Origin of the sequence: Shimazuella kribbensis DSM 45090, assembly GCF_000428065.1 — a bacterium.
Lineage (GTDB): Bacteria > Bacillota > Bacilli > Thermoactinomycetales > Thermoactinomycetaceae > Shimazuella > Shimazuella kribbensis.
The window spans coordinates 92,735-113,646 of record NZ_ATZF01000012.1; the positions used below are offsets into that span (position 1 = coordinate 92,735).

General features: G+C 38.2%; 22 protein-coding genes and 1 riboswitch. Of the genes, 3 read left to right on the top strand and 19 right to left on the bottom strand.

All coding sequences use genetic code 11. From position 1 onward, the window contains the following. Positions 1 to 64 precede the first annotated feature (64 nt). From A3GQ_RS0115565 to A3GQ_RS0115585, 5 genes are all read right to left on the bottom strand, one after another. Entirely contained in the window at positions 65 to 481 is a 417-nt protein-coding gene (locus A3GQ_RS0115565; RefSeq protein ID WP_028777849.1) for a hypothetical protein, read from the bottom strand. Positions 482 to 665: 184 nt separating this feature from the next. After that, positions 666 to 893 carry a DUF2553 family protein gene (locus A3GQ_RS0115570; RefSeq protein ID WP_037465176.1) on the bottom strand — a complete coding sequence of 76 codons (228 nt, stop codon included), beginning with the start codon at positions 891 to 893 and terminating at the stop codon, positions 666 to 668. Positions 894 to 911: 18 nt separating this feature from the next. Next, a complete protein-coding gene (gene gcvH, locus A3GQ_RS0115575) occupies positions 912 to 1,292 on the bottom strand; it encodes a glycine cleavage system protein GcvH (RefSeq protein WP_028777851.1) in 381 nt (126 codons plus the stop codon). Beyond that, positions 1,289 to 1,738, bottom strand: coding sequence for a TlpA family protein disulfide reductase (locus A3GQ_RS0115580; protein WP_028777852.1), 450 nt, complete (start codon positions 1,736 to 1,738; stop codon positions 1,289 to 1,291). The genes gcvH and A3GQ_RS0115580 overlap by 4 nt, the downstream gene beginning before the upstream one ends. Positions 1,739 to 1,817: 79 nt before the next feature. Further along, on the bottom strand, positions 1,818 to 2,357 hold the full coding sequence (locus A3GQ_RS0115585) for a peroxiredoxin (protein ID WP_028777853.1): 540 nt from the start codon (positions 2,355 to 2,357) through the stop codon (positions 1,818 to 1,820). Between the two features lie 142 nt (positions 2,358 to 2,499). On the opposite strand from A3GQ_RS0115585, the gene A3GQ_RS27195 reads away from it, so the two are divergent. Next, on the top strand, positions 2,500 to 2,637 hold the full coding sequence (locus tag A3GQ_RS27195; protein WP_156877759.1) for a hypothetical protein: 138 nt from the start codon (positions 2,500 to 2,502) through the stop codon (positions 2,635 to 2,637). Positions 2,638 to 2,830: 193 nt separating this feature from the next. Here A3GQ_RS27195 and A3GQ_RS27865 read toward each other — a convergent pair whose 3' ends face one another. After that, positions 2,831 to 3,457 carry a hypothetical protein gene (locus A3GQ_RS27865; RefSeq protein WP_051271887.1) on the bottom strand — a complete coding sequence of 209 codons (627 nt, stop codon included), beginning with the start codon at positions 3,455 to 3,457 and terminating at the stop codon, positions 2,831 to 2,833. Between the two features lie 304 nt (positions 3,458 to 3,761). Here A3GQ_RS27865 and A3GQ_RS24580 point away from each other — a divergent pair, with 304 nt between their 5' ends. Both A3GQ_RS24580 and A3GQ_RS27210 read left to right on the top strand, forming a co-directional pair. Next, positions 3,762 to 4,529, top strand: a complete 768-nt coding sequence (locus A3GQ_RS24580; RefSeq protein ID WP_037465180.1) for an AIM24 family protein — start codon at positions 3,762 to 3,764, stop codon at positions 4,527 to 4,529. Positions 4,530 to 4,906: 377 nt separating this feature from the next. Continuing rightward, entirely contained in the window at positions 4,907 to 5,848 is a 942-nt protein-coding gene (locus tag A3GQ_RS27210) for an LPXTG cell wall anchor domain-containing protein (protein ID WP_028777855.1), read from the top strand. Positions 5,849 to 5,881: 33 nt separating this feature from the next. Here the strand turns inward: A3GQ_RS27210 and A3GQ_RS0115610 are convergent, their stop codons facing one another. The 13 genes from A3GQ_RS0115610 to pcrA all read right to left on the bottom strand — a co-directional run bounded on the left by A3GQ_RS0115610 (position 5,882) and on the right by pcrA (position 20,903). Continuing rightward, positions 5,882 to 6,235: an arsenate reductase family protein gene (locus tag A3GQ_RS0115610; protein ID WP_037465184.1), complete on the bottom strand. Its 354-nt coding sequence runs from the start codon at positions 6,233 to 6,235 to the stop codon at positions 5,882 to 5,884. A gap of 13 nt (positions 6,236 to 6,248) precedes the next feature. Continuing rightward, positions 6,249 to 6,806, bottom strand: a complete 558-nt coding sequence (locus A3GQ_RS0115615) for a cob(I)yrinic acid a,c-diamide adenosyltransferase (RefSeq protein ID WP_028777857.1) — start codon at positions 6,804 to 6,806, stop codon at positions 6,249 to 6,251. Positions 6,807 to 7,234: 428 nt separating this feature from the next. Further along, positions 7,235 to 8,035, bottom strand: a complete 801-nt coding sequence (locus A3GQ_RS0115620; protein WP_037465186.1) for an ABC transporter ATP-binding protein — start codon at positions 8,033 to 8,035, stop codon at positions 7,235 to 7,237. Further along, positions 8,032 to 9,048 carry a FecCD family ABC transporter permease gene (locus A3GQ_RS0115625; protein ID WP_051271890.1) on the bottom strand — a complete coding sequence of 339 codons (1,017 nt, stop codon included), beginning with the start codon at positions 9,046 to 9,048 and terminating at the stop codon, positions 8,032 to 8,034. The genes A3GQ_RS0115620 and A3GQ_RS0115625 overlap by 4 nt, the downstream gene beginning before the upstream one ends. Position 9,049: 1 nt before the next feature. Further along, on the bottom strand, positions 9,050 to 9,970 hold the full coding sequence (locus A3GQ_RS0115630; RefSeq protein ID WP_028777860.1) for an ABC transporter substrate-binding protein: 921 nt from the start codon (positions 9,968 to 9,970) through the stop codon (positions 9,050 to 9,052). Between the two features lie 73 nt (positions 9,971 to 10,043). After that, positions 10,044 to 10,252: riboswitch (cobalamin riboswitch) on the bottom strand. A gap of 52 nt (positions 10,253 to 10,304) precedes the next feature. After that, a complete protein-coding gene (locus A3GQ_RS0115640; protein ID WP_028777861.1) occupies positions 10,305 to 10,808 on the bottom strand; it encodes a hypothetical protein in 504 nt (167 codons plus the stop codon). Between the two features lie 94 nt (positions 10,809 to 10,902). Then, positions 10,903 to 13,524: a transglycosylase domain-containing protein gene (locus A3GQ_RS0115645; RefSeq protein ID WP_028777862.1), complete on the bottom strand. Its 2,622-nt coding sequence runs from the start codon at positions 13,522 to 13,524 to the stop codon at positions 10,903 to 10,905. Between the two features lie 408 nt (positions 13,525 to 13,932). Then, positions 13,933 to 14,109, bottom strand: a complete 177-nt coding sequence (locus A3GQ_RS27215) for a hypothetical protein (RefSeq protein ID WP_156877762.1) — start codon at positions 14,107 to 14,109, stop codon at positions 13,933 to 13,935. Between the two features lie 54 nt (positions 14,110 to 14,163). After that, positions 14,164 to 14,505: a DUF2085 domain-containing protein gene (locus A3GQ_RS24590; protein ID WP_051271893.1), complete on the bottom strand. Its 342-nt coding sequence runs from the start codon at positions 14,503 to 14,505 to the stop codon at positions 14,164 to 14,166. Then, the gene (locus A3GQ_RS0115660) at positions 14,502 to 14,747 is read right to left on the bottom strand and encodes a hypothetical protein (protein WP_028777863.1); all 246 of its coding nucleotides are present in this window, start codon (positions 14,745 to 14,747) and stop codon (positions 14,502 to 14,504) included. Before A3GQ_RS0115660 ends, A3GQ_RS24590 begins: the two co-directional genes overlap by 4 nt. A 108-nt stretch (positions 14,748 to 14,855) precedes the next feature. After that, entirely contained in the window at positions 14,856 to 16,502 is a 1,647-nt protein-coding gene (locus tag A3GQ_RS24595; RefSeq protein ID WP_051271896.1) for a transglutaminase-like domain-containing protein, read from the bottom strand. 257 nt (positions 16,503 to 16,759) lie between these two features. After that, positions 16,760 to 18,766: an NAD-dependent DNA ligase LigA gene (gene ligA / locus A3GQ_RS24600; RefSeq protein WP_037465189.1), complete on the bottom strand. Its 2,007-nt coding sequence runs from the start codon at positions 18,764 to 18,766 to the stop codon at positions 16,760 to 16,762. 10 nt (positions 18,767 to 18,776) lie between these two features. After that, positions 18,777 to 20,903, bottom strand: a complete 2,127-nt coding sequence (gene pcrA / locus A3GQ_RS0115680) for a DNA helicase PcrA (protein ID WP_037465239.1) — start codon at positions 20,901 to 20,903, stop codon at positions 18,777 to 18,779. Positions 20,904 to 20,912 lie beyond the last annotated feature (9 nt).

The window sequence follows — 20,912 nt, forward strand, 5'->3', positions numbered from 1 at the left end:
ATTATATATTGAAACAAAACAAAATTAACTGAAATAAAAAAAGCCCTCAAGGGGCTTAAAAGTATTACAAACTGCTCTCCTTTTGTCTCTCCAACTGGATTAACCGTTTACTCAGCACTCGGAGGCGGTTCTTCAGTTCATTGGCCCAAGACTGGTCGGGTTTCGAGATGAGCAGAAGATCGAGAGATAAATCAATCTGTTCCCTTAATACTGCCTCTACATCATCCTCCTGGAAGCTAAAACAGGACTCCTTCCAAGTAGCCATAAGTTCGGGGTCGACTTGTTCGTAGAGGGACGTTTCTTTCACACGATCTTCTAAAGCATACTCTAGCACCAAATCAAACTGCTCTTTGGCTGCTGGGTGAACCTCGACATTGTGGCATACAGGACAAAAAAGCAACGGTACTTGATGAACCTTCACTGATTTTTGTTTCAGTGATCCAACCATCCCAATCATGCTAGCTCCACAACAGTAGATCATGTATATTCCCTCCTTACCCCTCATTGATCAAGAAAGATCAAAAAAGGTCTGAAGAACTTGTTTGTTACTAATATTTTACCACAAAATTTTGTATATCAAACCATAAAAATAATAGCTAGAGGACCTTATTTTCGTAAACTTCGGCCTCTAGCTATGAAAATCCTAGTTTTTTCTTTTTATTTTCCTACGGACACCAGCCCATATCGCAGTCTCCTGCATACTTCTCTTCAAAGGAATAGGTTCCAACTGCATATACACGAGACTCATCTGCCTCAAAACCATCATACAGTGTTATACTTTGGCCTTGTACAAGCAATTCACCGATTGGTTGATGATTGTGATACAAGATCAACTTTCCGTCTTCCAGCTTCCCGGTAATTTTTCTTGTAATATTAACACGATAATCGCTCATTCGGTGGCCTCCTATCTACTATTCTGAAATACTTTCTTGATATTGATTAGCAGATAACAGATTCTCTATCTCACTTTCATTTGAAACTTCGATCTTGATCATCCAACCAGCTTCATATGCTGCTTCATTCACATGTTCTGGAGTATCATCCAATTCACTATTTATAGCGAGTACTTTTCCTGAGAGAGGTGCATAGAGTTCAGAGACCGTTTTAACAGATTCTACACTTCCAAAAACATCCCCAACGGATATCTCTGATCCTTCTTCTGGTAGCTCTACAAAAACAATATCTCCTAATTCAGATTGAGCAAAATCAGTAATGCCAATAGTAGCTGTATTACCTTCTATTTTTACCCACTCATGTTCTTCTGTATATCGAAGTTCTTGTGGTAAATTCATGATGTTGCCCCCTCTGGCTGTAAAACTCGCTCTAGTGGTTTTTTAAGCATGGAAAGTGCTTTCTCACCAGCGGAACGATGGCGCAAAACTCCTTCGTGATCAAACAAATAAAATGCAGGAACAAACTCATTTTCAAATGAATCTACTACATTGTGCTCATTATCGATTCCTTGTGGATGTTTGAGTTCATATTTTGTAATGGTTTCTTTTACTGAAGATATATCTGTATCTTTCTGAGAACGTGGCATATGAATACCAACAATCTGTAAATCTGGGTATGTTTCGCGCATTTTATTGATCTCAGGAAGGCTTTCTTTGCACATTCCACAACTGACAGACCAAAAATGAATAAGCACAGGTTTGGAAGCAAGATCATTCTTGTTAACTTCTCCATTTACCCATTCGGTTATACCGGTAAGGGCTGGCATTTCCGTTCGCAATCGCATTGCCATGATCAAAATTCCTCCTTTTATCTTGTATAAAAGAGTGAGCGACTCCCACAAAAAGGAGCCGCAAACTACTTACTTATAGATTTTCTTGACCAGGTTTCCAGTCAGCTCCACAAAGTCCACCTGTTTGCAGTGCTTCTAGTACACGCAAGGTTTCATCCACACTACGTCCGATATTATTATCTGTTACTACTTGGTATCGAATAATACCTTCTGGGTCAATGATATAAAGACCACGTAATGCAATTCCTTCATCTTCTAAAAGCACACCATAATCTTTGGAAACTTGATGGTTGGTGTCTGCTCCCAGTGGATATTTAATTTCTCCTAAACCATTGTCATCACGAGATGTATGTATCCATGCACGGTGTGAGTACTTACTGTCTGTACTTACTCCAATAATATCACAGTCAAGGTCTGTAAATTCTTCATAGCGATCACTAAGTGCTGTGATCTCTGTAGGGCAAACAAAGGTAAAATCTAGTGGATAGAAAAATAACACCAACCATCTACCTTCATAATCAGCAAGTGATACTTTTTCATCCAAAGTTTCTAGGTTTTTGGTGCTTTCTAATTCAAAAGCTGGTGCTGGTAAACCGACTAAACGTGATGCCATTTTCTGAATTCCTCCTACAAAATGTATACTCATCTATACTATCACCTAATTGGTGCTTTAGAATGCAAAAACAAGATAACATATTCCTTTTACAATAGTCAATACAAGATTAAAGTTACTATAATTTGAAAAGTATTCTCAAGTGAATATTTATATAATTAAATGGAAGTTTCATGCTATTCCTCCCAATGTGCAAGGTGCAGAGGTGTGGTTTGAATCCATTACTTACCCACCCTCAGAAGAAAAATATCCTATTCGAACCAATGGTGGTATTTGGTAAAACAAAAAAGAGAATCATACAAGCTCTATATATGATGGATTTGATTGGAACCAAGATGAAGTTCTTTATATTCAAATGAACCTCTCCCACCTATAACGATGGGAATTTCTTACCAAAAGAACAAAAACGCTTCAACGTCAAGAAGGGTTAGCCTTCTTCCCTCGGCCTATTCGACCGGAAGTCATCTTCCTTCCTAAGTAAACAACAGGTACCAATGGTACAAGGGGCGGAACAACCCATCTACTACTTTTCGCCTAGGGCGGATTTTACGACCTGTAATAATCAGGGATTCTCCTGTTTCGCAGAAGGAAGCAATTGTATGAATTTCACCTAAATCTACTCCTGCGGATTTCCCAGATGTGTATGTCTCGTTCTGAATCCCATCTTCAAAGGATACCGATAGGTACAGCTTCTGATCGTAACAAAACTCGATTTCTTTGATTTGTCCCTGTGGCAAATCAGATGTATGAAGAACAATAGGTTTCTGGTGTTTTCCCTGTTGAATTCCCAAGGATAATTCGGCTCTTCCATTCGAAAAGATTCGAAACCCATCTTTTGCCCATTTGGTGTTATAGTGTTTCTTTTTCTTGTACGGATAGCGGACTGTCTGGATTCCCTTTTGAATCGCTTGATAGGCAGCATCTCGGGAGAACAGATACTTGTGACAAACCGCTTGAATCGATTGGCTATGTAAGAAAAATCGTCGCTTAGTTACTTTTTGTAATTCCGATTCCGAAATCCACTTCTGATTATTTTGAATATACTTCTTTGATATATAGACACTTGTTCCAAACCAGAGCGGATTCACGGTTACAAGCAAATAGACGATCTAGATCGTATTGGGATGTTTGAGAGAATACTTTTTTGCATGGATCATAATTACCTTCCCTCTCTAACTTTGAATTCTATCCACTTTTTCTTTCCTTACCTCTTCATCCGTGACTGATTATAGAATAGGATGAAAAAGGATACAACCAAAAAATGTAAAAATTTCAGAGATGACACTTTAAAATGGGAGACTTCTTGCGCAACTTGGTTAAATTTTTCGTTCTTTATGTCGTAATTTCATGTATCATAGAAGTAGAAATATTATTTTCTTTTTATCTAAGGAGGAACAGGCCTTTATGTCTGAAATGTTTGATGTAATTGAGTCAGTACAAGGTGCTGCAGCTCGATTTGATATTCTACGTTACAAACCTTTACAAGTAGCAAGCTTGTATAGCGCTCAAAAAGCAGGCGCACGTCTTCACCAAGTTCGTGTTGTACTCCAAAATGGAAGTGTTATCACCGAAGCAGGTGCACTTTCCTTTCTCAAAGGGCATATAACCGCTGATAATCAAGTTGGTGGCGGTAAAGGTGCTGCTGGTCTATTGAAAAACCTTGCGAGCTCCATGCTTACTCAAGAATCTACTTTCAAACCAAGTTACACCGGTTCTGGTGAAGTCTTTTTAGAACCCAGCTTCGATCATTTTCTTCTATATCAATTGAACAACGAAGAAATCATTGTAGACAAAGGTATGTTTGTAGCTTGTGAAAGTTCTGTACAAGTAGGGGTAGCAGCTCAAAAATCGATATCTGCGGCTCTAAAAGGTGGAGAAGGTTTATTCCAAACCAGCTTAAAAGGTTATGGCTTGGTTGTCCTTCTAAGTCCAGTACCTGCACATGAAATCATGAAACTTCAATTGAATAACGAACGCTTACAAGTAGATGGTAATTTTGCGATACTTCGTAATGGAAACATCAACTTTACAGTGGAACGTTCTGCAAAATCCATCGTCGGTTCCATGACAAGTGGAGAAGGCTACCTACAAACGTTTACTGGTACAGGTTCAGTATGGGTCGCTCCTACTTATCCTATTTATCACCCTTCTGTTGTACCAACAAGACCATAACCAAATAAAAAACAACCAGCTCATCAGTTGGTTGTTTTTTTATCTTTATTTTCCATCTAAAACTTTATTTCCAATGCCTTTAATTTGACAAATCTGCTAATTCAAAATATATTCCCTTGGACTGCATTTTTTGTTAGACTATTTAGGTGTCTTCCGGCAATTTGACATTCCCCTTTACCTTCAAATCATACATAACGAAAAGCATTTATTTCATCATTAGAAGTAAATATATTTCGATTATAAAAATGGCATTTCGACCTAGTTTTATGTCTAAATTGTTAATGTTAAACAAAAAAGGTAAATTATCTAACAAAATAAGGAGGAAATATTCTAGTCCGTAAAAAATATATATAAGCATACGAGGAGGTATTTCTTAAATGTTAAATTTTGTTAAGCGTTTTTCATTACTTGCCCTTATGGCAATCTTTGCTTTTGGCTTTCTACCATCGGTGACTTCTGCTACCACATTAAAGCAGGATGTAGACCTGAAGATTCTAGGTGAAGCTAATGTACTAAACATTGTGAAATTCGGTGGCAAGTGTGACAAGATTTTTGTTAAAGTACGTACAAAAGAATTAAAAGCTCTAGGTGTGGATATAAGCAAATTAAAGCTTTCTCTTAAATATGATATCTACCATGACATCAAACTAGATCCTGTAAAAGGGAAAATCGTTGGTACTGGAGAAGTTTCCACCAAACAAAAAGGTGACTTCTACGAAATCGTTTATGATCCTACCGCTAATCCAAATGGTCCAGCTGGTAACTATGCATTTAAAATATATCTAGCAGTTGATGGACATAAAACCAAAATTGCTGTAGTAGTTCGTATTAAGATTAACGAGCCTTGCAAAGGTGACAACAACGGTGGCGCTAACAACGGTGGAACCAACAATGGTGGTACTGACAATGGCGGAACCAACAATGGCGGTACTGACAATGGCGGTACTAACAATGGTGGAACCAACAATGGCGGTACTAACAATGGTGGAACCAACAATGGCGGTACTAACAATGGTGGAACCAACAATGGTGGAACCAACAATGGCGGTACTGACAATGGTGGTACTACTAACAATGGTGGTACTACTAACAATGGTGGTACTACTAACAATGGTGGAACCAACAATGGCGGTACTAACGCTGGTAACAATGGTGGCGCTAATGCTGGTACAAACGCTGGTGCTAATGCTGGTACAAAACCAAACGGTGGTAAACTTCCAAAAACGGCTAACGACTTCGCTACCTCTGTAGCACTTGGTGCAGCACTTTCCCTAGCTGGTGTTGCAGTCCTAGCTTTCCGTCGTCGTGAAACCAACTAGTTAAAAAAAAGAGCTACATCATGTAGCTCTTTTTTATGTCCATTTTTGCTGCCACTCCTCTTCTTTAAATCCAATTGTCACCTGATTTCCATCGGTTAAAATTGGACGCTTTACTAACATACCGTTAGAGGCAAGAATCTGTAATTTTTCTTCTTCCGACATAGTGGGTAATTGCTTAGACAACTCCATTTGACGATATACTTGTCCGCTTGTATTAAAAAATTTTTGAACCGGTAACCCACTTATAGCGACTAGTTCTCTTAATTCATCTACTTTTGGTGGTTCCTCAACAATGTGTCTATTTTCATAAACAATTCCTTGGCTATCAAGGAATTGTTTTGCTTTTCGACAAGTACTGCATTTTGGATATTGAAAAAAAGTCAACATAAAAATCTCCCAACTACTCACTCAAACTCTGAGTTTTTTTATATGGTATATCCACTTCTCCCGCCCGTACATTTACAACTCGTGCTAATGTAAAAAATAAATCTGATAAACGATTGAGATAACGCCTTACTTCTAGATTTGTTTCTTCCATGGAGCATAAACTTACTACTCTTCGTTCTGCTCTTCTTGCAATCACACGACATTGATGGAAAGCAGCTGCTCCCTTTGTACCACCTGGTAGCACAAAATTACGAAGTGCTGGACATTCTATATCATAACGATCGATTAATTGCTCTAGATCATCAATCATATTTGCCTTTACATGATAAACTCTTTTTTCCTCTACTTGGGCTAAATCTCCTCCAGCATCAAATAAATGATGCTGAATAATGATCATATCTTTTTTTATATCATCATGAACAACTTCTTCTAAACGTGTGATTGCTTCTCCTAGCATCGAGTTTAACTCATCAATTGTTCCATATGCTTCTACTCTCACATCATCTTTGCTTCTCCTAGCACCAACCAATCCTGTTTCTCCTTGGTCACCTGTTCGCGTATATATTTTCATGAGATTGCCGACAGGAAACTCGCCAAATTCATTGGCGTAGAGGAATGTCAGCGTTGCTCGGTATCCCTTATTGGGATGCTTAGAACAACCATTCCTTTCTCCTGTCTATTCACCACCTTTCAGAAGGTTTACAAACATATGTGTGGAATACATACAGCAGGAGCAAACCGTTCGCCAATTGGCTGAGGCACTCCTTGTTCTTTGACAACTGTATCTATGGAGTTGTAATAAGTAATGCTCTACTTACGTAAAAGATACAAGCTATCGAGAAGGTTCTGTTACCTTGGGAATTTTTAGTACCGAAACACAGGGTCTGTATCAGCATGTCTGATAGAGAACGGGTAACTGTCAATCTGCCCTGATGTAGCATCCATTCAAGGTCAGAGTCGAAAGACGTTTGCATGACTGGATGGTTACAAGCTCACCATTTAACGGTGAGTCGTTGACGGAAAATCTCCTTTTAATAGTATTTGAGGTACCTTTTGTATCGGATGTTGGATCAAGAGAGGGTCTATTTGGTATGTTTTATTGATATTCTCTGTTGTGAGTATATCTGATACCTTCCCTTCATCTAATACTTTGCCCTTATGCAATAAAAAACATCGATCACTGTACAAACTCGCCAAATTAAGATCATGCAACACGGAGATGATCGTGGTGTTATTCTTATTCTGCCATTCTTTGAGCAAATCAAAGAATGCAAGTTGATAGTACACATCCAAATAGGTAGTAGGTTCATCTAACAGTAAAATTTGTGGTTCTTGTGCCAATGCCAAAGCAATAGATACCCGCTGGCGTTCACCACCACTCAATAATCCAATCTGACTATTACGCAGACCAATAGTATTGGTAAACACCATTACTTCTTCCACAATTTCTTGATCTTTTTTGGAATACCATGGCATATAGGACTGTTGATAGGCATATCTTCCCATTTGGATGATTTCTTCAACTGTATTTGGCATGTCTGGTAATGATTCCTGTGTTAAAAATGCGATTACTTTTGCTTTGTCTTTCACGGTATATCGAGAAATATCTTTCCCAAAAACTTGGATAGTACCATAATCTACCTTACTGCTTCCAATCAAACAGGATAACAAGGTGCTTTTTCCGCTACCATTTGGCCCTAAAATACTAATCCATTCATTGTCTTTGACATAAAAATCAATACTATCAAGTATTTTTCGTGCCCCGTACGACTTAGTAATTCCTTCTCCTCGTATGATCATGTTCTATCACCCAATGATCGTGTTGTTTTTTGTAACAATACTGCAAACAGAGGTGCTCCCAAACACGCAGTTACGACACCAACAGGGATTTCTCTTGGCTCGAATAAAACACGTGATATAGCATCACTTCCAACCAAAAAAATAGCGCCTACCAGAAAAGAGTACGGCAATAAGTATCGATGATCAGAAGTACGAATAAGAATTCTCACAAAATGCGGAATGATCAGTCCTACAAAGCCAATCATTCCTGAAACAGATACAGCAATCGATGTGATTAAAGAAGCTAATATGAGAAGTACAAGGCGCGTTCGATAAACCGATACGCCAATATGTATAGCTGATTGGGTACCTAATAAAAAAATATTTAACTCTCTACTGCCCAACCATACCAAAAAAGTTCCAATAAAACTGACAGGCAACATCAACAGTACATGATCCCAATCACGAAGTGTAAAGCTACCCATCAACCAAAATTGAATTCGAGCCAATTCTGTTTGAGATACGGAAAGTAAAAAAGTAAGAATAGCAGCAAAAAAAGCATTGACGACAACTCCTGAAAGTAACAGGGATTGAACTTGTAAGCGAGATCTTGATAGAAATAGTACACAGGACAAAGCCATAATCGCACCGCAAAAAGAAAAAATAGGGATCTGCCATCCTTGGAACACCACTGCTCCCCAACCACTTGTAATTGCGATAACAGCACCTACCGCTGATCCAGAAGAAACCCCCAAAATATAGGGATCTGCTAATGGATTTCGTAAAAGTGATTGATAAATGACACCTGCAAGCGCCAACGATCCTCCAACCAAAGCTGCAATACATACTCGAGGAAAACGAATCTTCCAAATGATCGCTGTTGTAGCTGGATCACTTTGTCCAAATCCCAAAAGGGTTTTCCAAACATCCGTTATTGTAATAGATGTGCTACCTATTGATAAAGCAATACTCATTGTTAGAAAAAGAGTGAGGAGAAAACATCCTCCCCACCCAATCTTTTTGATTTGACCCATTTTATTTTACCTGACCTGGATAAAACGTTTTGGCAAGTTGTTGCATTGCTTCTATAATCCGAGGCCCAGGTCTAGAAATAATATTAGGATCAATAGAGATTATTTTCTTCTCTTTTACCGCATTTACTGTACTCCATCCTGCTCTATTTTTGATAACAGAAGTATCTCCATACATCGATACAATAACATCAGGATTCCACTTTACGACTTGTTCCGAAGAAATTTGGGGCCACCCAGCAATATTTTTGGCTACATTATCTCCACCAGCGATAGTAATTAATTCATTTAGTAATGTACCTTTTCCTGCAGTGTACAAGGAAGGATCAGATTCGATCCAAACTTTTACAAGTTTATTCTTTTTTGCTTGTGCTACTTCTCGAAAAACTTTTAGTTTTTCTTGTTCCATTTTTCCAATTAATTGATCCGATTGATTTAATTGATTGGTCACTTGTCCAGCTAAATCAATCGATTGGTAAACTCCTTTGATTGAATTTGCATCCAACACAAATACAGTCAAACCTAGTTTTTTTAACTTATCAATGGTCTCTTTTCCATTTAGCATAGATGCAAAGATAATATCTGGTTTCTGAGCCACCACTTTCTCTGCATTTATCGTCATATCGCCCACTTTTGGCAAACTCTTTACTTCTTTTGGATAATCATCATTTGTGGTTACTCCCACAACCTTCTGTCCTGCACCAATTGCAAATAAAATCTCGGTATTACTTGGTACAAGAGAAATGATTCGTTCTGGTATTTTAGGTATGGTTACCGTATTTCCAGCTTGATCTTTAATCGTTAATGGATATTTAACATCTCCAGGATCAACAGGTGACTGATCATTAGACATTTGAACGGATTGGCACCCAATAAGACTACAGACTAAAAGTATGAATGAAAACCATAAAGCAAACTTTTTCATTTTTTCCTCCTCAAACTTATGTGAATTGCGGGAGGTAACATGCGAATAATCGCATCTCCTTTATCCCGAAGGAGAACGAATTCAAAAGCAGGCAGGTCTCCTGACTCTGGAGTCATCAGCTTCTAGCACCTTCCCATCACCATTTTTTATAATAAATGGCAGAGCTAAGCTCCATTAGACAGTGGCATCACACTAGTCGCCCTCTTCCATTACAGTGGCGGGACCGTGCTGGACTTTCACCAGCTTCCCTTTTTTATAACAACCTGCTTTTTACATTTGTCGTTCACTTTATTATACATTTAAGAAACCGTGAACAAAAGGTTACAAATAGATCCTACCATTCAATCTGTTTTTCCAACCCACGCCGAAAACGGCGAAATTGATGGCGATGCTCCAAACAAACAATAATCCCTAAAGCAAAAATAGTAGCCCAAATAGCGAAGTGTGCTGCTAAGATCAAGCCAAATATTACCACTGCTGTAACGGTAAAATAGGTAGAAAGTAAGTAGTATCTGGTTATAAATAAGCTGATCAGAAAAACCACTATACCTACGAAGATTAAAACAGGACTCAATACAAATATAGATCCAGCTGCAATTGCAAATGTATTACATCTTATTAGAAATAAAGCGATCACCACAGCGAGAATAGAAGCTAGATATGCTTCAAACCATCCTCCAATGAGGTATGCTAGGAAAGTGATTACTATACCTTTTATTACATCTAATAACCAATAGACGATGATAGATATCGAATAATGACGAGGGTGGAAGGCGACGAGTTTTGGAATAGGAACGAGTACAATCGTTACAGCAATAATACTTGTTAAAATAATCATGACTTAACATCCATTCTTGTTCTGTCTTATGTACAAGATACAAAAGGACAACAAAAAAAAGACCAGTTTTTAAACTGATCTTTTTTTATTAGATTTATCCGCCACCATTTTTACGGTTGCCTCCGATAAACGGTCCACCATCATTCGGATTGGTGCCACCGTCACCAGCTTCTTGGGGTTCGCCGTTCTCTTGACCACCTGTATTAAATGGGTTTCCGTTGCCACCGTTTTTGCTGTTACCCCCTTTATTGTTACCATTGTTTTGTGGTACACAACCTTCTGGTTGACCAAATTGATCACAAGGCACAGGTTCATCTTTTTTCTTGGACTTAATTTTAATTTCGAGTGCTCCAGATTCCTTTTGGGAAGTTGCTTGATCCGCAGCTTGGGTATCTACCGCAATTACTTTGTAGTAATAAGATTTGTTTCCGCCAAGACCTAAGAATCCTCCACCGTCAGGTGCTTGCACGCTTGTATCAGTAAAGGAATTGCCGCTTACATTGGTTTGAAGATCGGAGAAATTCACACCGTCTTCCGAACGCTGGATCGTATAAACTACCCGACCATCTTGTTTCTGCCAGTTTAATTGAACACTGTTATTATCTGCATTGTAACTACCAGATAAGTTTGGTGTTTGTAGCTGGAATGGCGGTACAGGCTCTTTTACGCCTTCAGGCTTCTTAAAATCTTTGGCAGGTTTACCTTCTAATACATGTTTTAAAATATAGTTAAATACTTTAGCGGGCATAGAACCACCGGTAATTTTTGCATTGGCTCTTTTCCCATCAACTGTATCGTTAAATACATTAACTGCCATAACCAAATCAGGTGTATAACCGACAAACCATCCTGCTTGTTCATTCTGAATGGTACCTGTTTTACCAGCTACCGGTCTGTTCACTTTAATTGCACTATGAGCAGTACCACCAGGATTTTTCACTACCTCTTGCAGCATCTCAGTCATATACCAAGCAGTTGTAGGTGAGAATACTCGTTTTGGATTTCCCTTATTGTCAATCTCTTTTCCGTCTTTTGGAGGAACTTCTTTTCCTTCACTATCTTCGATTCGAATAATCGTATGCGCTGTTGTCATTTCTCCATTGTTTGGAAAAGCCGTGTAGGCTTGAGCCATATCAACGGGGCTCACACCTTCAGTCAAACCACCCAGTCCCAGAGATGCAGGACCTTTATCTTTTGGAAGCAAAGGCAATTTTAATTTTTCTTTACCATATTCAAACGACTTTTCCAAACCTACATCTTCCATCGTCAATTTAACCGTCACTGTGTTGATGGATTTGTATACTACTTGTTCCATCGTGACATCACCAGAATACCTTCCAGAAAAGTTTTTCGGTGACCATGATCCCACTTTATACTGCTGATCTTTAAATGGTGTATATTTGTTGTAGCCTTTTTCTTCGATCGCAGGTGCAAATACCGTCAATGGCTTGATCGATGAACCAGGTGACACTTCAAAAGTTGCTCTATTGTAGGAACCTGGATTATAGTTCCGTCCTCCACCGAGCGCGCGAATCAACCCAGTATGTGGATCAATCATGGATACTCCTGAGTCTACTTGCCCCTCATAATCAGATTTTCCTTTGAACAGGCTGTCTGTTTTCATCGCTTCTTCTACGACTTCTTGGGCAGTGGTATCGATTCCTGTGTAAATCTTATATCCATTACTATTGAGAGCTTCTTTATCTAGATCATAGCGATCTATAATTTCATCATAGACTAAATCTTTATACGCTTGATATTTGGAAGATTTTCTATATTTTGCTAAAAATTCTTTATTTGTCCCAAGCGGCATTTTTTGTAGTTTTTCTTTTTCTGCTACCGTGATAATAGCTGGGCTTTCTTCCGACTCTGTCATCTTCATCAAAACGACATTACGTCGTTCGATTGCTCTTTTCATCTTTTTTTCCCCACCGTATGGGTTGTAACCATATGGAGCTTTTGGTAATCCTGCTAAAAAGGCAATCTCTTGAGGTTCTAGTTTTTCTTTCTTCAAATCTTTACCAAAATAAATTTTAGAAGCCATTTGGATACCCGCTACTTGATTCCCAAAATCAATGTAGTTAAGATAGACTTCCAATATCTCATCTTTGCTATGTTCGCGTTCGATATTTAAAGCAGCACCTATTTCTTTTAATTTACGAGTATAAGTCTTGGTTCTATCTTGAAGAAGAACATTTCGAGCAACCTGCATGGTAATGGTACCGCCACCTTCTCCTTTTTCAAAGAAGATGACGTTTTTCACTATTGCACGAGTCAATCCAAACCAGTCTACTCCTGAGTGTGAGCGGAAACGCTGGTCTTCTACTTTTATAAATGCTTCTGGTAAATCTGGATTTATTTCCTTTAATTGCTTCATCGAGACATACTCTCGATACACGCTACCAATTCGACCAATCTCTTTCTTCCCTGTTTGATCATATACACTAGTAGAAAATTCCAGATTTTTTAGTTCATCAATTTTATACGTATTTGCTGACATCATTACAGCGGAACAGCCGCCTATAATGAGTAATAGAGAAGTGATTCCGACTAAAATAAACCATTTTTTGTTAAAGAATCTGCTATATTTCCCTTTTTTTCCGTTTTTCCCTGACATTTGACTTACACGAGAACCTAATCGCTCTGTTCTTGTTCTTGGTTGAAATGATTGTTGATTATTACGACGTTGATCATTGCGACGTTGAAAATCATCCATCCAACTTACCTCCTATAAAACTGCCTACAAAAACAAACTTTGGTGCATATTTTATTTGGAAAAAAACTATTTCCATGTCAATTCATATTAAATTATAAAATTGCAACCTAAAACTTATGCCCATTTTGGCATGATAACATTATAACGCAAAGATAATTTTTTGGGCGCTTTCTTCCCAAAAAATATTACAGTAATGTTACGAATAATTCGCTAAGATAAGACGTTTTCCCTCTATTGGATAATATTAGCTCCTATCAACCTTGTCAATTAAGAAAACTTGCCAATTGGGCTTTTTGACGTTCTCGTAGGCATATTTGCTTAAAAAAATACATCATTATCCAAAATAGAGGCACCCAAAATAGTTATGTGACTTCTCATAAAAAAAGAGCCAAATGAATTGGCTCTTTTTTAGCTAAATAATAATACCCATTGTAACACATCTTGTACCCAGTCTGGTATATATGGATTTGTCAACCACTGCATAGCGTCATCAAAAAAGTAAGATGCAATGCTCAATCCAACGACTACAAGTACAAGTAAAATGACAATCACAACAACCAAACATCCTACAATAGTACCGATCAAGGAAAATCCCCCTTTAAAATAGTAATCATCTTTGTTGCACGTTAAAATGTTTGTTTACCATTTCAAGTAAGTAGTAAGAAAATCGGTCCAATACCATATAAATAAACATTGTCCAATCCCACTGATAAAACCAGTAATCACACGAAGATAATTATTGCTTTCACGCCATTGCCTCAATTGCGTATATCCATCGATAAACATGGGCACTTGAAACAGAATACCTAATATCAAAAAGTATATCGTTTTAGGAATAAAAGCAAAAATAGGTAAAATAAGATATGCGGCGTATATTGCTGTACACCTTGCACAGAGCGGAAATTGTTTTCCATGAAAGAAAAGCGATCGATCAGCTCTGCGATGACATGGAATTTGATAGAGTAACTTGGTTAAAATCAATCACAATCACACCCGCAATCAGCTACATCCATACAATCACAAATATCCCATTTACTCTTCTTTTTATTTCCATTATGCTGTTGCTGTCTTCTTTGACGTCTTTTACTCCAAAAGGAGGAAAAAACAGGAACAATACCTGAAATTATTAGTGCAGGAACACCAGCTACTACATAGCCTCCTGCGACTAATTGTAGTCCACTGATCGACAAAATAAAAAAGGTAATAATAGTTAGGAAAAACAAATATACCCCTCCTTTTATTTACAAAATATGAATTTTAATTATTCCATGAAATCATTATACTATATTCACAAAGAAAATAATAAAAAAACATCCATTATGGATGTTTTCCTAATATACAGTGCCTGTTCTTTTATGTGTTTTGGTTAACTTTTTGCTGGACATGTCAAAAAATTCACCATCGTAGTGTTTGATAAATCCTTGATCAGGCTCAATATAACCAGAACCCCATGTAGGATCCATAACAAGCCAGTCTCCATTTACTTTTACCTCTACCCAAGCATGGTTTTGATTATTGGCAACACCTTCCACAAATCGAGCAGGAATATCTAGGGAACGAAGCATAGATAATGTTAAAAACACATAATCTTGACATACGCCCCGCCTTAGTTTTAAAGATTTCACATCACTGTCGTCCCAAGAAAAACTATTCTGTTCAAATTTATTCACATCATAGTTCATGTTTTTTGCGATGTAACGATAAATCATTTTTGTCCGTTGATAATCAGAGTTTGCACCCGCTGTAATCTCTTTTGCCAAACGAATGATATCCGGATTTTCTGGGTCAATCCCTCTACTTGGCAACAAATCTCTTTTATCCTCTTTGGCATAACTGGATACCTGAAATTTGGCTACCATGAAAAACCGAAAATAATCTCTTTGCTGGGATGTTATTTCAGGTACAAATACAATGACATCATAATCACCCGAACCAAAACGAAGCGGAATCTTGCTCTGGAAAGCAAAATCTTTAATGGGAACAAAATAGGTAGCTAACAAACCATCTTTTTTCGTTTGAACAATCAGATGAGTTGTTTTTTTCGCATGTTCCGCAGCAGGATCAATATAACCCTTTACCGGATAAAAATATTCTGCTTGCCCACCACCTGCAATAGGGGTGGTAAGATGGATACCGCGTTGCTCATACATAACAGAGTATTGAATCGGAGAGCGGCTATCTCTTGTTTTATTTTCAACATAAAATTTCGCACCGCTTAAAAAATAGTTGTCTCTGTTTTCATCAGGTAAGAGTACTTCAACTTGGTGTATCCCTTCCCCATACAACAATGGTACTGTCTCTTGGAATGTAGCTTTTTTGGAAATAGAAATGACTCTTTGCCATTTCTGACTTCCTTTTTGAACTTGAATCAAAACTTTCTTCTTCGCTAAGCTTTCATCTACACTACCACGCAAAGAAATGGATCCGTTAGCCGATTGATATCCTTTGGATGGGTTAGCAATCTGTAAACCTTGTTGTTTTGCCAGTAGCGTATAGGTTACATCTGCTTGTAAATCTGGGCTGGAATGATGGACATCAAATTTAGAAAACAGGTAGAAAGACCGATTTTCTTGCGTTCCTGAAACATAAATTTTGACAATATAATCCCCTACACCAGAAAATAATTTTATTGATTCTGAAAATTTTCCATCCTTTATGGCTGTGTAGTATTCAAATGTTTTTGGTATACCGTTTTCTTGCTTCCCATCATATGTAACTTGAATCCACATATAGGGTTGTGTCAGTTGTTGGTATTGTTTAACGACACCTTCTACTTGCAAAGTTTGATCGACACCGGCCCCATCGAACTTAGGGGAAATGATTTGTCCACCTAATTGCTTTCCAAAAGAAGTAATGGACACCTGTTTTTTTTCTAATCCTGTGTAAAACTGTTGTTCCATCGTGCTAAGATCAGGTAACTTGTTGTTACATCCTACTAATGTAAGCAGAGTGAGAACCAAAAGGATGATACGTTTCACCTTGTCTTTCCTACCTTTCCAAACACAACCAATCCACCAGTTAATCCCATTCCATATAGGCCCTTCTAAATCCTTTTTCTATACAAAAAAGAGAATTGGTGGCAGCAGCCACAATTCTCTTCATAAATAAACACCAAAGATCAAAATTGAGATATACAATCATCTTTATCAGTATACATGGTAAAGGGGTCAATTGTAAATGAATGATATGAAGAAAGCATACTTTTCAGTAGCATATTTTATGAAACAAACGATGATTACTGGATTTCTGCCAAAAATGCTTCCTCATCTAAAATGGATACTCCTAAAGTTTGAGCTTTTGTTAACTTAGAACCTGCTTTCTCTCCCGCTAACAAAAAATCTGTTTTTTTGCTCACACTATTGGTCACCTGAGCACCTAATTGTTCTAACTTTTCTGCTGCTTCCTGTCTTGTCATACTTTCCAGCGTTCCTGTTATCACAAAAACTTTTCCAGCAAATGAATGCTCCGATTCACTTACACGAACGATCTTAGATCCTTTGTAAGTCATGTTCACATTGGCTTGTTTAAGTCTGTCTAACAATGCTTTGACCTCTGGTTTTTCGAAATAGGTCACAATACTTCCAGCCATTTTTGGTCCAACTTCTTCAATGGTTAATAAATCTTCTTCCGTTGCTTGTACAATTGCATCCATCGTTTCAAAATGTTGGGCAATCATTTTTGCACCTTTGGAACCAACAAAACGGATACCTAAACCAAAAAGCAAACGTTCGAGTGAATTATTCTTGCTTTTTTCAATGGAGTTCAAGATATTCCCTACTGATTTCGCACCCATTCGAGGAAGGGATAACAGAGCTTCTTCCTTTAAATAATAGAGATCTGCTATAGAAGAGATTAGCTTATATTCATAAAGTTGAATAACTACTTTCTCTCCTAAACGCTCCATATTCATCGCACCACGAGATACAAAATGAATGATACCTTCTTTGATTTGAGCAGCACACGCTGGATTGATACATCGTAGGGCAACTTCTCCCTCCAATCGTACCAGCTCGCTTTGGCATTCTGGACAGTGCGTTGGCATGTGGAAAGCAACTTCTTCTCCAGTACGTTCTGTTGTAATTACTTTCACCACTTCAGGAATAATATCTCCTGCCTTTTTAACCACTACATGATCGCCTAGCAAAAGACCTTTTTCACGAATGATATCTTCATTGTGAAGAGAAGCCCTTTTTACTGTGGTACCTGCTAAAACGACAGGCTTTAAAATCGCAGTTGGTGTAATAACCCCAGTACGACCAACACGCAGTTCAATATCTTCTAAGATGGAAATTGCTTCTTCCGCAGGAAATTTATAAGCAATAGCCCATCGTGGACTTTTCGCAGTAAAACCTAACTCTGCGCGTATTGCATAATCATCTACTTTCACGACAATTCCATCTATCTCATATCCCAGATTACTACGTTCTAATTGCCAGTGTTCAATATAACTCCACACTTCATCAATACTATTTGCCACTTTCCACTCTGCATTTACTTTCAATCCCAATTTAGAAATGGCTCGAAATGTTTCTTGGTGAGTGGTAAATCCATCAGAAGATTCTCCGTCCATCCCATAAATAAACAAATCCAGAGCACGTTCTGCCGCTAGTTTTGGATCTAACTGTCGAAGTGACCCGGCTGCTGCATTACGAGGGTTTGCAAACAACGATTCTCCCACTTCAGCGCGCTTTTGATTGATGCGCTCAAATTCTTTTTTGGGAAGATAAGCTTCTCCTCTTACTTCTAAACTAATAGGATCAGCCAGTTTTAAGGGTAGGGATCGAATCGTCTTTACATTTTGTGTAATATTTTCCCCGACTTGACCGTCTCCTCTAGTTGCTCCAAGTGTGTATACTCCATCTTCAAATCGAATGGACACTGCTAATCCATCGATTTTCAACTCACAAACATAAGTAATTTGATCCAAACCCATCGCTTTCTTTATTCGCTGATCAAACTCTATCAAATCTTCCTTATTAAAAGCATTACTCAAAGATAACATCTGGCTCGTATGTTCTACTTTTTCAAAAAAAGGAAGAGGCGCGGCCCCTACTCGTTGTGTTGGAGAATCTGCTGTCTGTAATTCCGGAAATTCTGTTTCCAATTGAATCAATTCTCGCATCAACTGATCGTACTCTGCATCGGTAATAATCGGATCATCTAACACATGGTATCTTCTATTATGCTCAAACAGTTGTTGATGCAAGGACTCTACACGTTCTTTGGCATCAGCAAATTGCATATGTACCCTCCTACACTTTTTCGATTGGGGCAAACTGTGCAAGTAATTTCTTTACGCCTACAGGAGCAGGGAAGGCAATATTTAATTCCTCTCCATCTACTTTTACTACTGTACCTATACCCCACTTTTTATGGTTCACCTGATCTCCTACATTCCATGTACCAACAGGACGAGGACTTGGACGATTTACGACTCTCTTTTCCACACGTGGGTTTGTTTTTCCTACTTCTTGCAAGAGTTGAGGAGAGATCTCTGCTAAAAAACGAGAAGAAGTGTTCATGCTGGTAAAACCATACAAAGTACGAGTCCTCGCCCGTGAAAGGTATAACATTTCTTCCGCACGGGTTACTGCAACATAGGCTAACCTGCGTTCTTCTTCCATCTCTACCTCGTCTTCCAAAGAACGGCTATGTGGAAAAATATTTTCTTCCATTCCAACAATAAATACATGAGGGAACTCCAAACCTTTCGCACTGTGTACCGTCATCAGGGAGACTGTATCTGTTTCTTCTGGTTCATTGTCTACTTCCGCTACCAATGCAAGCTCCGTGAGTAAGGAGAGGATACTCTTATCTTCGCTTCTATTTTCAAATTCTTTGGCAACCGAAAGAAACTCATCAATATTTTCCAATCTTGCTTGTGCTTCGATGGATTTATCCTTTTTGTATTCTTCCCGATATTGGGTACGAGATAAGATTTCTTCTGTCATTTCTACTGCTGATAGATACTCGGCCATACCATGAAACGCTTGAATCGTTTGGACAAATCCTGTAAGCGCATCCTTGATTCGTTTGGAAAGAGGGATATAGTCTACTTCTAGTATCGCCGAAAAGAGGGAGACATCTTCATTTGTGGCGTGAGCACGAATTTTATCCATTGTCGTAGCACCAATTCCCCGTCTTGGAACATTAACGATCCGCTCTAAGCTAATATCATCATGTGGATTTACGACAACTCGGAGATATGCCAAAATATCCTTGATCTCTTTACGCTCATAAAATTTGATCCCTCCAACTACTTGGTAAGGAACATTCGCTTTCAGTAAAAATTCCTCTAACACACGAGATTGTGCATTAGTACGATACAAAATCGCAAAATCTTGATATGCTTTGCCTTCTCTACTCAGCCTTGCAATCGTATCCACTATAAAATAAGCTTCTTCTTGCTCATTTTCCGCAACAAAGAGAGAGGCTTTCTCGCCTTCCGATTTATCCGTCCACAAATTTTTTGGTCTACGTTCTGTATTGTTGGCAATGATCTGATTTGCAACTTCTAAAATATGTTTGGTAGAACGATAGTTTTGTTCCAATTTGATGACTTTGGCATTTGGATAGTCTTGTTCAAAACGCAATATATTTTGGATATCAGCCCCACGAAAACGATAAATGGATTGGTCCGAATCTCCTACAACACAAATATTTTTATGTCCTTCTGCAAGTAGTTTCATCAACATGTATTGAGCATGGTTGGTATCTTGATACTCATCCACATGAATATATTGAAATTTCTTTTGATAATAATCCAACACATCTGGTACTTCCTGAAACAATTTCACTGTGATCATGAGCAAATCATCAAAATCAAGTGATTCATTTGTACGTAATTTTTGTTGATATCGATCGTATACTTGTGCTGCAATCTGTTCCATAAAACCAGAAGCACTCGCGCGAAATGTTGGAACATCGATCAATTGGTTTTTTGCTTGACTGATTTGGAAAAGTAAATTACGAGGTTCAAATTTCTTTGGATCCATGTTTTCTTCTTTTAAAATCTGCTTAATTACAGAAAGTTGATCTGCTGTATCAAGAATGGTAAAGCTGCTAGTATATCCGAGACGATCAATGTTTCTCCTTAATATCCTCACACACATGGAGTGAAAAGTAGACACCCAAATGTCTTGAGCCATCGAGCCGATCAATGCAGAAATACGTTCTTTCATTTCTTTCGCTGCTTTATTGGTAAAAGTAATAGCCAAAATATTCCATGGATGAATCCGTTTCTCCCCCAATAAATAAGCCACACGATGTGTTAGTACTCGTGTTTTTCCACTGCCAGCACCTGCGATGATTTGTACTGGTCCGTCTGTTGTAAGTACAGCTTGTCTCTGTACATCATTCAAGCCTTCTAAAGATATCATTGTTGATTG

Coding starts and splice junctions, on each gene's coding strand:
- A3GQ_RS24580 (WP_037465180.1), top strand. CDS start 3,762: ATGTCTGAAATGTTTGATGTAATTGAGTCAGTACAAGGTGCTGCAGCT.
- A3GQ_RS0115645 (WP_028777862.1), bottom strand. CDS start 13,524: ATGGATGATTTTCAACGTCGCAATGATCAACGTCGTAATAATCAACAA.
- A3GQ_RS0115580 (WP_028777852.1), bottom strand. CDS start 1,738: ATGCGATTGCGAACGGAAATGCCAGCCCTTACCGGTATAACCGAATGG.
- gcvH (WP_028777851.1), bottom strand. CDS start 1,292: ATGAATTTACCACAAGAACTTCGATATACAGAAGAACATGAGTGGGTA.
- pcrA (WP_037465239.1), bottom strand. CDS start 20,903: ATGATATCTTTAGAAGGCTTGAATGATGTACAGAGACAAGCTGTACTT.
- ligA (WP_037465189.1), bottom strand. CDS start 18,766: ATGCAATTTGCTGATGCCAAAGAACGTGTAGAGTCCTTGCATCAACAA.
- A3GQ_RS0115570 (WP_037465176.1), bottom strand. CDS start 893: ATGAGCGATTATCGTGTTAATATTACAAGAAAAATTACCGGGAAGCTG.
- A3GQ_RS27210 (WP_028777855.1), top strand. CDS start 4,907: ATGTTAAATTTTGTTAAGCGTTTTTCATTACTTGCCCTTATGGCAATC.
- A3GQ_RS0115585 (WP_028777853.1), bottom strand. CDS start 2,357: ATGGCATCACGTTTAGTCGGTTTACCAGCACCAGCTTTTGAATTAGAA.
- A3GQ_RS0115610 (WP_037465184.1), bottom strand. CDS start 6,235: ATGTTGACTTTTTTTCAATATCCAAAATGCAGTACTTGTCGAAAAGCA.
- A3GQ_RS0115630 (WP_028777860.1), bottom strand. CDS start 9,970: ATGAAAAAGTTTGCTTTATGGTTTTCATTCATACTTTTAGTCTGTAGT.
- A3GQ_RS0115615 (WP_028777857.1), bottom strand. CDS start 6,806: ATGAAAATATATACGCGAACAGGTGACCAAGGAGAAACAGGATTGGTT.
- A3GQ_RS0115640 (WP_028777861.1), bottom strand. CDS start 10,808: ATGATTATTTTAACAAGTATTATTGCTGTAACGATTGTACTCGTTCCT.
- A3GQ_RS0115565 (WP_028777849.1), bottom strand. CDS start 481: ATGATCTACTGTTGTGGAGCTAGCATGATTGGGATGGTTGGATCACTG.
- A3GQ_RS0115620 (WP_037465186.1), bottom strand. CDS start 8,035: ATGATCATACGAGGAGAAGGAATTACTAAGTCGTACGGGGCACGAAAA.
- A3GQ_RS0115625 (WP_051271890.1), bottom strand. CDS start 9,048: ATGGGTCAAATCAAAAAGATTGGGTGGGGAGGATGTTTTCTCCTCACT.